At 67.8% G+C, this 11,422-nt stretch carries 9 protein-coding genes and 1 pseudogene; all 10 read right to left on the minus strand.

The window, feature by feature from the left end; genetic code table 11:
* Nucleotides 1-393, minus strand: a 393-nt coding sequence (locus FVW20_RS18020) for a phosphoribosylanthranilate isomerase (protein ID WP_443677875.1), incomplete at its 3' end; no start/stop codon positions are given.
* A gap of 158 nt (nucleotides 394-551) precedes the next feature.
* Nucleotides 552-1,343: pseudogene (locus FVW20_RS18025) on the minus strand (indole-3-glycerol-phosphate synthase); the annotation flags it as partial.
* Nucleotides 1,336-2,352: an anthranilate phosphoribosyltransferase gene (trpD, locus tag FVW20_RS18030; protein WP_196610665.1), complete on the minus strand. Its 1,017-nt coding sequence runs from the start codon at nucleotides 2,350-2,352 to the stop codon at nucleotides 1,336-1,338. The pseudogene FVW20_RS18025 and the gene trpD, both read right to left, overlap by 8 nt.
* A 113-nt stretch (nucleotides 2,353-2,465) precedes the next feature.
* Entirely contained in the window at nucleotides 2,466-3,044 is a 579-nt protein-coding gene (locus FVW20_RS18035; RefSeq protein ID WP_196610666.1) for an anthranilate synthase component II, read from the minus strand.
* A complete protein-coding gene (locus tag FVW20_RS18040) occupies nucleotides 3,025-4,605 on the minus strand; it encodes an anthranilate synthase component I family protein (RefSeq protein ID WP_231039247.1) in 1,581 nt (526 codons plus the stop codon). The genes FVW20_RS18035 and FVW20_RS18040 overlap by 20 nt, the downstream gene beginning before the upstream one ends.
* A gap of 120 nt (nucleotides 4,606-4,725) precedes the next feature.
* Entirely contained in the window at nucleotides 4,726-5,517 is a 792-nt protein-coding gene (locus tag FVW20_RS18045; RefSeq protein ID WP_196610667.1) for a prephenate dehydrogenase, read from the minus strand.
* Entirely contained in the window at nucleotides 5,514-6,866 is a 1,353-nt protein-coding gene (locus tag FVW20_RS18050) for a 3-phosphoshikimate 1-carboxyvinyltransferase (RefSeq protein WP_196610668.1), read from the minus strand. Before FVW20_RS18050 ends, FVW20_RS18045 begins: the two co-directional genes overlap by 4 nt.
* Nucleotides 6,867-7,149: 283 nt before the next feature.
* Nucleotides 7,150-8,382 carry a prephenate dehydratase gene (gene pheA, locus FVW20_RS18055; protein ID WP_196610669.1) on the minus strand — a complete coding sequence of 411 codons (1,233 nt, stop codon included), beginning with the start codon at nucleotides 8,380-8,382 and terminating at the stop codon, nucleotides 7,150-7,152.
* A gap of 34 nt (nucleotides 8,383-8,416) precedes the next feature.
* Nucleotides 8,417-9,388 carry a 3-dehydroquinate synthase II family protein gene (locus FVW20_RS18060; RefSeq protein ID WP_196610670.1) on the minus strand — a complete coding sequence of 324 codons (972 nt, stop codon included), beginning with the start codon at nucleotides 9,386-9,388 and terminating at the stop codon, nucleotides 8,417-8,419.
* A 264-nt stretch (nucleotides 9,389-9,652) separates the two neighbouring features.
* Entirely contained in the window at nucleotides 9,653-10,450 is a 798-nt protein-coding gene (locus tag FVW20_RS18065; protein ID WP_167124796.1) for a 2-amino-3,7-dideoxy-D-threo-hept-6-ulosonate synthase, read from the minus strand.
* Between the last annotated feature and the right edge of the window lie 972 nt (nucleotides 10,451-11,422).

An 11,422-nucleotide genomic window follows, 5' to 3' on the forward strand; every position in this document is an offset into this window, starting at 1 on the left:
CCCGGCCAGCTCGGCTTCCAGCGCGCTGCGGTCCGCATGGCGCTGCGGCCACGCCGCGCGGATGACCCGTTCCGGCCCCACCCGGTCGCAGAAGGCGGCATCCTGCCCCCCGTGCAACTGGGCAAAGTCCAGCCGGGCCGCGTCCATGACGGCCAGCACCTCGTCGGCGGACTGCTTCACGAACACCCCCACCCGCGCCATGCCGTGGCTGTGCAGCCCGGCGGCCACGGCGGGCGTTACCCCGCGCGGGCTGGCCGGATGGAAGATGAACCCGCACAGGTCCACCCCGGCCTCCGCGCAGGCGTCCGCATCCTGCTGCCGGGTCAGGCCGCAGACCTTCACCAGCAGGCAGGAGGGACTATCGAACAGGGCGACTGGTTTTGACGCACTCATTGGGCACCTTCGCTCCCGCCGCAATCTGGCACGACAGGATTTTCGTTCTCCGGCAAGGAAGGCGAGCCCGACGCGCAGGGAGCGTACTCTGACCGTACGTGACCGGAGCAGGCGGCGCAGCCTGACGACGCCGGAGGGCGAAAGGACGGAGTGCCCTCGCGCCCCAGAAGACGCAGCAGCGAACCTTCAAGGTCTCCGCCATCCATAAGCGCGGTCCCCACCAATGCCGCGTCATATCCGGCATCGGCGGCTTCCGCCAGGTGACGGTATTCGGCAATGCCGCTGGCCGCTATCCACACTTCGTCGGGTTGGCTCAGCGGCCCCAGGCGCAGGCAGGCGGTGCGGTCCACGGCCAGGGTTTCAAGGTCGCGGTTGTTCACCTGGATGATCCGCGCACCGGATTCGCGGGCCAGCGCCAGATCAGCCTCGTCGAAGATCTCCACCACGGCGTGCACGCCGTGCGCTTCGGCCTGCTCGCGCAGGTCGCGCAGGGTGCGCGCATCGGGCGTCAGCCGCACGATGAGCAGCAGCGCCGCTGCCGGGGTGGCCGCCGTGGCCGCCACCTGCAACGGGTCCATGATGAAGTCCTTGCGCAGCAGGGGGATGGTCGGAGCGACTGCCACCATGCGTTCCAGATAGGTCAGGTCGCCGCCGAAGTACGTCTCCTCGGTCAGCACCGAGATGGCCGTGGCCCCTGCGTCAGTGTAGGCCAAGGCGGCGTCCTCGGGCGACACGCCCGTCTCGATGACCCCGCGCGAAGGCGAGGCACGCTTGTATTCGGCGATGACCGCCACCGGCGCCCCCCGGTACCCCGAGCGGTCCAGCAGCGCCCGCAGGAAATCGGGGCGCGGGGTGCCAGCAGCCAACGGCGCGGGCAACCCGCCAGCCTCGGCCAGCTTGCGCAGCCGGTCCAGTTCCGGCTGCTTGGCAATGCGGAAACGATCAAGCATGCAGCACCTTCCCCCCTGCCCCGGCGGCCAAAGCCAGCCGCGCGGCGGCCATGGCGTCGGGCAGGGCCAGCCCCGGCTCCAGCAGATGCAGGGCCATGCCCACGTTCAGCACCAGCATGTCGCGCATGGGGGCGGGGCCGCCGCCGGACAGCAGTTCACGCAACACGCGCACGGCGGTGTCGCGGTCGGGCACGGCCAGTTCCTCCGGGGTGCACGGCGCGATGCCGTAGTCCGCCGGGTCCACGCTGATTTCCGTCAGCGTGCCGCGCCCTTCGCCGTCGCCCTCCAGCAGCATGATGCGGGCGGGGCCCATGGGCGTCAGTTCGTCGTAACCGCCCGCGCCGTGCACCACCGCCGCCCGGCGCACGCCGGTCATCAGCAGGGTCTGGGCCATCAGGGGCAGCAGTTCGGCGCGGGCCACGCCCAGCAGCATGTGGTTGGGCCGGGCCGGGTTGAGCAGCGGCCCCAGCAGGTTGAACAGGGTGCGCACGCCCAGTTCGCGCCGGATGGGCATGACGTTGCGGAACGCCGGGTGAAAGCGCGGCGCGAACAGGAAGACGAAGTTGCGCTGCGCCACCAGCCTGCGCACGTCCTCCGGATCCAGTTCCAGCGGCAGGCCCAGGCCCTCCACCGCGTCCGCCGCCCCGCACGAGGACGACACCGCGCGGTTGCCGTGCTTGACCACCCGGTGCCCCATGCCCGCAAGGGTCAGCGCCGTTGCCGTGGAGCAGTTGAACGACGAGCGGCCATCGCCGCCGGTGCCCACGATGTCGATGGTGGGGCCGTCAATGCCGGTCACCCGCACGGCACGGGCCAGCGCGGCGCGTACCGCCTCGGTGAGTTCCTGCGGGGTCTCGCCCTTCATGCGCAGGCCCATCAGGAACGACCCCGCCTGCGCGCAGGTCATCTCGCCGTCCATCAGGCGCGAGAACCCGGCCTCGGCCAGCTCCGGCGCAAGGTCCATGCCCGTGGCCAGTGTTTCCAGTATGGTGGACGTTGCAGTCTGCATTTGTTGTCTCCTTCAGGAGTTCCTTGTTGACGGGCAGCCCACCTAAAGGGGGTGCAGGGGGCCTGCCCCCTGCCCGCCGGAGGCGAACAAAAAACCTCTTCGTCGCCCCGTTCTCACTTCCCCGCCACCCGGGCGGGAAAGTTGGCGAGCATGCGCACGCCGTCGGGGGTCAGCACGGATTCGGGGTGAAACTGCACGCCCACCCACGGGCGGTCGGTGTAGCGCAGGGCCATCACCTCGCCTTCGGGGGCGCGGGCGGTGACGGCCAGCAGGTCGGGGCGTTCCTCGGCGTGCACGATGAGCGAGTGGTAGCGGCCCACCTGCATGGGGCTGGGCACGCTGTGGAACAGGCCCTGCCCGTCGTGGGTGATGTCCGAGGTCTTGCCGTGCATGATGCGCGGGCCCACATCCACGGTGGCCCCGGCGAACAGGCCCAGCACCTGATGGCCCAGGCACACGCCCAGCACCGGCACGCGGTGCGGCAGGCGCGACAGGAAATCGAGGCAGAAGCCCGCGTTGCGCGGGTGGCTGGGGCCGGGCGAGATGCACACCATTTCCAGCGCCGGGTCTTCGGCCATGGCGGACACGGCGGGGTCGTCGTTGCGGACCACCACCGGATGCAGCCCGAGGCCGTAGAACGCCTGCACCAGATTGTAGGTGAACGAGTCGTAGTTATCGATTAACAGGAACATATTCCCCTCCGGTGACGGCGGCGCGGATGACGGCGGCCTTGTTGTTGCACTCCTTCCATTCCATCTCGGGCACGGAATCGAACACGATGCCCGCGCCCGCCTGCCAGTGCACCTGCCCGTCGCGCACCCACAGGGAACGGATGGTGATGCCGGTGTCCAGGTTCACACTGCCCCGGTCCAACCCCAGCCAGCCGATGGCCCCGGCATAGGGACCGCGCGCAAGGCCCTCCGCCTCGGAAATGATCTCCATGGCCCGCACCTTGGGCGCGCCGCTGACGGTGCCCGCCGGGAAGGTGGCGGCCAGCACGTCCAGCGCGTCGCGACCCGGCTCGATCTGCGCGGTGACGCGCGAGGTCAGGTGCATGACGTGCGAGAACTTTTCCACGTCCATGAACCGCTCCACCTGCACGGTGCCCGGCGCGGCGATGCGGCCAAGGTCGTTGCGGCCAAGGTCCACCAGCATGACGTGCTCGGCACGCTCCTTGGGGTCTTCCAGCAGTTCCCGGGCAAGGGCGGCGTCGTGGGCGTCGTCCGTGCCGCGCGGGCGGGTGCCCGCGATGGGGCTGACCTGCAGCTTGTCCGCCCGGCAGCGCACCATGACCTCCGGCGAGGACCCCAGCAGCGAAACCCCGGGCAACCGCATGAAGAACATGTACGGCGATGGGTTGATGCGGCGCAGGCGGCGGTACAGGGTGAACGGGTCGCCGCTGAACGAGGCCTGGAACCGGGTGGACAGCACCACCTGGATGGCCTCGCCCTGACGGATCATGTCCTTCACCCGGGCCACGGCGCGGGTGTACACAGCCTGTTCCGGCACGTTGACCACGGGGCCCACTTCCGGCGGCTCCGGCGTGCGGTCCACCTGGCTGCGGTCCACCCTGGCCCCGGGCAGATCGGTGAGCGAAAGCTGGCACAGCCTGTTGTACAGGTGGTCGAACAGCACCACGGTGCCGGGCAGGGCCAGACAGGCTTCCGCCGACGAGGTCGGCAGCACCTTGGCCAGCTTGGGTTCGAACAGCCCGGACACGCCGTAGCCGAAGTAGCCGTACAGGGCGCGGGTGATGGGGGGCTGGTCGGCAAAGGCCGCGTCCGGCTCGATGCGCAGGGCGCGCATCACCGCGCGGGTGCCCTCGATGAAGCCCATGCCGTCGAACCTGCGCAGCGGAGCAAGGCGCGGCTCGCGCACGGCCACTTCCAGCTTGCCGTCGCGGCAGCCAAGGCGCAGCAGGAAGTTGAAGGCGATGACGCTGTACCGGCCCCAGCGGCCGTCCACCTCGGCGCTTTCCAGCAGGATGCCCTGCCCGGACCCCACCATGCCGAGGAACACGCTGATGGGGGTGTCCACATCGGCCTCCAGCCAGCGTCCCGTCTGTCGCAGCACTATCTCGCCGCCTTCGGGCAGCAGGGGGATGTCGTCTCCGGAACCGGTGGGGGCGCAGGCACAGCCGTTGCCATTGGCCGGGGCTTGCGCGGTTTCCGGAGCCTGGGGAGCCTTCGCCGTTTCGGGGGCTTCGGCCTGTTCGGGCATGTCGGCCTGTGCGGGCATTTCGGGCATTTCCATCTGGGTTCTCCTTCAAGTTCGGCGTGCCGTGAGTGGTGCATCGAAAACAAAAAGCCGCGCTCCCGGGGAGGGAGCGCGGCCTACTATTGCCTTGTCCGTTACTCTACTACTCGCGTGCAGCTATGACGGACGCACTCCTCCCCTTTCGGTGTGCGAACGCCACCACCACTGGGCGCGGTCGACCAGCACGTCCACATCGCCTGCAGCGGCGAAGTTGAGGAACGACAGGTAGCTGCGGACAGCGGTCTGGCTGTGGGGATTGGCTTCGAACATGCCTTCGAAGAGGGATGCGTCCTCGGTCAGCATCTTGCGCGCCGCATCGAGGCGACGGCGGAACGAGGGGGTGATGAAGGGGGTAAGCTCGTCGCGGTGGGCCAGCGTGGCAAGGTAGGCAACGCTGGTGATGAAGTTGAGGCCCTGGATGCAGGCGGCGGCCTCGTCATGTTCGTCGGCGGTGGTACGGAAGGGCACGCAGCCCATGTCGGTGAACACGCGCTCGATGAGCGTCACGTCCGATTCGTGGGCCGCATCGCCGGGGGTTACGGCCACGCGCAGGTTCTCCGCAGGATCACCAGCGGGCGGCACCGGGCCGAACAGCGGATGGGTGCCCACCACGGGGCCAGCGTAGTGGCGCTCCATGACCTGCATGGGGCGCACCTTGACGGAGGTGATGTCGGCCAGCACCTGCATGCCGTTCAGCAACGGGGCCACCTGGCGCAGCACCTCGTCCATGACTTCCACGGGCACGCACAACAGCACGGCGGCAGCCCCGTCCACGGCATGACGCAAGGCATCCTGCGTCAGCGGACGGTCCACGCCCCCCACCGCGTATCCCGCGGCGGAGAGCCTGTCGGCGAACAGGCGGCCCATGCGACCACCCGCGCCGACCAGCGCGATTTTCACTGCGTTCATGCGCGCACCTTTTCCCACTCGTTCCAGAAATGCGGGAACGACTTGGCCACGCAGGCCGGGTCGTCCAGGACCACATGTACCCCGGCGAAGCCCAGAAGCGCAAGGCTCATGGCCATGCGATGGTCGCCGTATGACAAAAATGGCATCACTTTTTCGTCAATAACCGGAGCCGGACCGCCACTGCGCAGCGAACCATGCACGATGAGCCCGTCGTCCAGTTCCTCCACCCGTACCCCGGCCTTGCGCAGTTCCGCCGCCGGGGCGGACAGGCGGTCGCATTCCTTGATGCGCAGGTGCGCCACGTTGCGGATGGTGGTCGCGCCCTGGGCAAAGGCCGCCGTGGCCGCCACCGTGGGCACCAGGTCCGGGCAGTGGCCCATGTCCACTTCCACCCCGGTCAGGCTGGAGGGGGCCACCAGCACGCCGTTGTCGGCCCGTTCGAAGCGCGCGCCCATGCGGCCCAGGATGTCCAGCATGGCCCGGTCGCCCTGCAGCGAATCCACCCGCAAGCCCGCCACGCGCACCGGACGCGGGCCCACGGCCCCCGCCGCCAGGAAGTACGAGGCGTTGGACCAGTCGCCCTCCACCCGGTAGTTGCCCGCGCGATACACCCCCGGCGACACCACGAAGCGCACCAGGCCGGGCCGTACTTCGCGCAACATTCTCCAGTCGTCGGCCTGCCACTTGCCGCGCGGGGTTTCGCGCGTTTCCACGCGAAAGCCGATGCCGAAGTCCTCCAAGGCTTGCAGGGTCAGGGCCACGTAGGGCCACGAGACCACCTTGTCGCCGGAAACCTCGATGGTCAGCCCGCTGGTGAGCGGCGCGGCCAGCAGCAGGCCCGACAGGTACTGGCTGGATTCGCCAAGGCCGATGGCCGTCGCCCCGCCGGACATGCCGTCGGAATCGATGAGCAGGGGCGGGCAGCCTTCGCGGCCTTCATAGGTCACGCGCACCCCGCGCCCGCGCAGCACGTCCACCAGTTCGCCGATGGGCCGTTCGTGCATGCGCGGCGCGCCGTGGATGCGGAACATCCCCTTGCCCGCGGCCAGCACCGCCGTCAGCAGGCGGCAGGTGGTGCCCGATTCGTGCACGTCGCACGATACCGGCGCGTCAAACCCGCCCGCAGGCGTGCCCGCCACGCCCGACACCGCGAACCTGCCGTCGCCCTGCCGCTCTATGCGCGCGCCAGCCGCCCGCAAGATGTCCGCCGTGCGCTCGATGTCGCGGCTTTCCAGCACGTGCTCCACCACCGAATCGCCGGCGGCCAGCGCCGCCCCGATCAGCATGCGGTGCGACACCGACTTGGACGGCGGCGCCGCCACGATCACGGTTTCACGTTTGCTTTCCATGGAAATTCCTTTGCAGCGTACCGGGGGAAGGAACCCTTTGGGAAAGGGTCTCCTTCCCCCGGACTCCAGCTTTGCTGTCGCCATCCGTAAGGCTCGCGCTACGCGCTCACCTAACGGCTGCCGCTCCCCGCAAACTTTTTGCTTGGGGGTGGGTTAGCCAGTTTCCCTGTACCCTGTCGGGACGCGCGCAGCGCGGCTCGACGGCAAACGGGGCCAAGGGGACGCGGACCCCTTGCGGGGCGCGGGGCGGATCCCCGCTTTCCCAAAACACGACAAGACGAAATCAATCTTGACTCATGTCCAACTGCGGCCCGGCGGGATAGCTTCCGAGGATGCGCAACGTATGGCACAGCCTGCGCAGTTCGTGCACCACCCGGCCATAGTCCTCGTTGCCAAGGTCGCATTCCACGTCCACGAAGAACACGTATTTCCACTTTTCGCCGCGCAGGGGGCGCGACTCCAGCTTCTTCATGTTGATTCCCTCGCGGGCCAGCAGGTTCAGCACCTCTGCCAGCGCGCCGGGCCTGTCCGGCACCGAGAACAGCATGGAGGTCTTGTCCGTGCCGGGCTGGCCCGCCGGAGCGGGGCCGATGACCACGAAACGCGTCCAGTTGTCCGGCTGGTCCTCTATGCCGCGCGCCAGGATGTTCAGCCCCAGCAGCGACGCCAGGCTGCGGTGCCCGATGGCCGCCGCGCCCTTTTCGGCCACCACCCGGCGCGCGGCAGACGCGGTGGAATCCGCCGGGATGATCCGCGCCCCCGGCAGGGCCTGGCGCAGCCAGCCGCCGCACTGGGCAAGCGGCTGCGGGTGCGAGTACACCGTGGTCACGTCGGCCAGGCTGGTTTCAGTGGTCAGCAGGCAATGGCTGATGCGACAGAACAACTCGGACTGGATGAACACCTCGTGCGACAGGAACAGGTCCAGGCTCTGGCCCACGGTGCCGTGCAACGAATTTTCCAGCGGCACCACGCCAAGCTCGCACTGCCGGTCGTGCACGGCGCGGAACACTCCGTCCAGATCCTTCTGCGGCATGTATTCCACGGCCTTGCCGAGAAATTCCACGCCCGCGAAGTACGAAAATGTGCCCTCCGGCCCAAGGTAGGCCACCTTCTGCGGTCGTTGCAGGCTGCGCGAGGATGAAAGTATCTCGCGCCAGATGGAGCGCAGGTGCTCGTTGGGCAACGGTCCGCCGTTGGCGGCCATGAGATTTTCCAGCACCTCGCGCTCGCGAAAGGGCTTGAACACGATGCCCGCGTCGTCGGCCTTGATGCGCCCCACCTCCAGACTCAGCGAGGCGCGGCGGTTCAGCAGGTGCAGCAGGTCGGAATCCAGCCCGTCGATCTCGTGGCGGATCTGCCCAAGACGCCCGGCCAGCGCCGCTTCGGGGTCTGCTGCGCCCCCGGATGCGGCTGCGGGCTGGGCAGCGCCGTCGTCCGTGACCTCAAGGGCCCTGCCGGCACTGGCGGCAACGTGTTGCCCCCGCCAGTGGGGTTCCTTGTCGTCGGTGAGGCTCATGGCCGCGTCCTCCGGCGTTGCATCGTGGTGCGCATCAGCATTCCTTGATGTCCTCCTTGATGCGCATGCCGAAGTGGCGGCCCGCGCAATCGGTGCGGCACAGGATCTGGTCGCCTTCCTTCAGGCTCACCACGCTCACCGGGGTGCCGTCGGGACGGGTCAGGCGGATGGTTTCCGCGTTCTGCAGGAACACCGCGCCTTCCACCTCGCCCACTTTCGCGCGCACCAGCAGCATGGGCCGCGCCTCCACCTTCAGCCTGCCCACGGTGGCCACGGTGGTGGAACCGTCGGCGCTGACTATGAGCACCTCGTCGCCTGCGCGCAGTTCCTCAAGATAGGTGGTCCTGTCGCCGGGCATCTGGGCATAGGCGTGCACGGCCCCGGCATTGATGCGGAACGGTCGCGCGGCCACGTATTCGTTGTGTTCCGTCTCGGCGTGCACCAGGAAGGTGAACGCGCTGGAATTGCCCACCAGCATGCCCTGCCCCCGGCGCAACATGGACATGGTATCCACGCACACCCGGTGGCCAAGGCCCACGTTCTCCACCGCCGTGACCACGGCGGGGGCCAGGTCCAGGCAACCCTGCGACAGCTTTAGGTCGGCCACGATGGACTTCAGTTCGCCTGCGCCCTCGGGCAGCACCACCACGGTGGCCACGCCCCGCTCCAGAATGCCCGCCGCAAGGCGCGCCTCGGAAAGGTCGGCCACTTCCACGGCCACGTCGTCGGACTGGGCCAACAGATTCTCCACCGGAATGATCTCCCACCCGCGCGCCAGCACCACGGTTTCGCCCCGCGCCAGACGCGCGGCGGCGTCCTCTTCGTCGGCCTTGGCCGACAACGCGATGGTCGCCACGTCCTCGTCGGCCAGCACCCGGCACCGGGCCAGCGTCGCCACCGAATCCACCTGCGCGCGCGGCACGATGATGCCGTCCACGCCCGATTCCAGCGCCAGGGTCACCAGACCCTTGTCGAAAGGCACGCTCTTGAAAAGAATGGTCCGCATCGGCCCCTCACATTTTTGTCATGGCGGCGAACCGCTCTTTCAACCCACCCGAACACTACGCGGGAGGAACAAGAACATTCCACCTCATTCGGCGGGAACATTCCGTGCCTCTTCGGGCGTGTCGGGATTCAGAGCAATTTCGTTCTCCGGCAAGGAAGGCGAGTCGTCCATGAAGGGAGTGTACTCTTATCGTACTCGACCGGAATGGACGACGAAGCCTGACGACGCCGGAGGGCGAAAGTGCCTGAATCCCGATACGCCCGCCTATTCGCCGACGAGGGCCATGGCCTGCTCCACATCCCAATCCTCGTGCACCAGGCCGCGCAGGGCCTTGACGAGGGCGGGGGTGCGTTCGTGCTGAAAGATGTTGCGGCCCACGGAAAGACCGGCTGCGCCTGCGCGCACCGCGTCGTGGACCATCTGCAGGAACGACCGGGTGGAATCCAGCTTGGGACCGCCCGCGATGACCACGGGCACGCAACAGGAGGCCACCACGTGGGCGAAGCTGTCCATGTCGCCGGTGTAGGCCACCTTGACCACGTCGGCGCCCAGTTCCACGCCCACGCGGGCGGCATGGGCCACCACTTCGGGGTCGAACTCGTTCTTGATGCGGGGACCGCGGGCGTACATCATGGCAAGCAGGGGCATGCCCCAGTCGTTGGCCACGGTGGCCATGCGGCCAAGGTCGGCCAGCATGTCGCGTTCGGTTTCGTCGCCCAGGTTCACGTGCACGGACACGCCGTCGGCGCCGTGCTTCAGGGCGTCTTCCACGGTGGCGACCAGGGTCTTGGCGTTGGGGCGGGGAGAAAGGGAGGTGGATGCGGAAAGGTGCACGATGAGGCCCACGTCACGGCCGCCCTCTCGGTGGCCGCAGCGCACCAGGCCCTTGTGCATGAGCACCGCGTCCGCGCCGCCTTCGGCCACCTGGTTCACGGTTTCGCGCATGTCCACAAGGCCGTAGATGGGCCCCACGCTCACGCCGTGATCCAGCGGCACGATGACGGCGCGCCCGGTTTTTCGGTTGAAAATGCGCTCCATCCTGATTCTTTTGCCGATTTGCATCGTATGTTCCCCTGTTCTTTCGGAAAGGTTGCGGCGCAACTGGCCGTGATCGTGTTTCCTTGCCTTGCGCCCGGACCGTCGGGGTCGCGGGTGCCGGGGGGCATTCCCCCCGCGTACCGGGTACTGCTGATGCGGCAGCGTCGGGCGGCGGGCTGGAGGCTGGTTTTCGGCCAACCCGGTCTGCCGGGTCACACGCTTCCGGGGTGCGCCGCGCGTAACGCACTGCCGGAAAAACAGAAAGGGGCCGCTGGCTTTTCGCCCGCGGCCCCTTGAATCTTCGTGTGTTTACACCTTCGTCAGATGCTTACGCACGCTCCATGCGGCCACGGGCTTCTCCATAGCTAAAAAAGTACCAAAAGTAATAGTTGGTACGATAGGCAGTGGTGAAGGTGGCGGAGGTGGAAAGCATTGTCGTGGTGTCCTGACGTTATCCGTTTTCAGGTGTTTCTGGATACCTACGCCCGCCCCGCAAAGGCTGTCAAGCGGAATGTTCGGCAGAAACCCACCTTTGCTCGCCATGGCGAACAGATTGTTATTTACGTTTTTGTGTCACTGCATACTCATATGATATTCAATTTTGTCATTACACATACATCGGTTGGTTCTCACAAGCCTGCCACGCCATGCTCCACGCCTTTAAATCCGGCGGTTTGCCGACATTGGCCCCCGTTTTGCTTTCACTCAGGCACGGACGGCGTGGTGCCGTCCGTGTCGCCCCGCACCGGTGGTCGCCGGAAAGGGCACAACCAGCAACAGAATCATGCGGGCCTTTGCCGCCCGGGTACGGACAACGTCATGCACGCCGCGCCACGCCATACCACAGCCCGCCACGCACCCCGCCACCACGGCGCAGGGCACGCCATGGCCATGGCTGCGCAGGCCCATGCGAACGTGCTGCCCTTTGCCTGTCCCGGTGCGCCCATAGGCTCCGCCATTCCAGCGCCGCCCGCGGGCGCCGGACGTGCCTGCGAC

Source organism: Nitratidesulfovibrio oxamicus (assembly GCF_015731765.1).
Taxonomy (GTDB): domain Bacteria; phylum Desulfobacterota; class Desulfovibrionia; order Desulfovibrionales; family Desulfovibrionaceae; genus Cupidesulfovibrio; species Cupidesulfovibrio oxamicus.

What these genes read in the sequence shown, in the direction of transcription:
- trpD (WP_196610665.1), bottom strand. Translation starts at nt 2,352, where the DNA reads ATGCAGACTGCAACGTCCACCATACTGGAAACACTGGCCACGGGCATG.
- FVW20_RS18035 (WP_196610666.1), bottom strand. Translation starts at nt 3,044, where the DNA reads ATGTTCCTGTTAATCGATAACTACGACTCGTTCACCTACAATCTGGTG.
- FVW20_RS18040 (WP_231039247.1), bottom strand. Translation starts at nt 4,605, where the DNA reads ATGGAAATGCCCGAAATGCCCGCACAGGCCGACATGCCCGAACAGGCC.
- FVW20_RS18045 (WP_196610667.1), bottom strand. Translation starts at nt 5,517, where the DNA reads ATGAACGCAGTGAAAATCGCGCTGGTCGGCGCGGGTGGTCGCATGGGC.
- FVW20_RS18050 (WP_196610668.1), bottom strand. Translation starts at nt 6,866, where the DNA reads ATGGAAAGCAAACGTGAAACCGTGATCGTGGCGGCGCCGCCGTCCAAG.
- pheA (WP_196610669.1), bottom strand. Translation starts at nt 8,382, where the DNA reads ATGAGCCTCACCGACGACAAGGAACCCCACTGGCGGGGGCAACACGTT.
- FVW20_RS18060 (WP_196610670.1), bottom strand. Translation starts at nt 9,388, where the DNA reads ATGCGGACCATTCTTTTCAAGAGCGTGCCTTTCGACAAGGGTCTGGTG.
- FVW20_RS18065 (WP_167124796.1), bottom strand. Translation starts at nt 10,450, where the DNA reads ATGCAAATCGGCAAAAGAATCAGGATGGAGCGCATTTTCAACCGAAAA.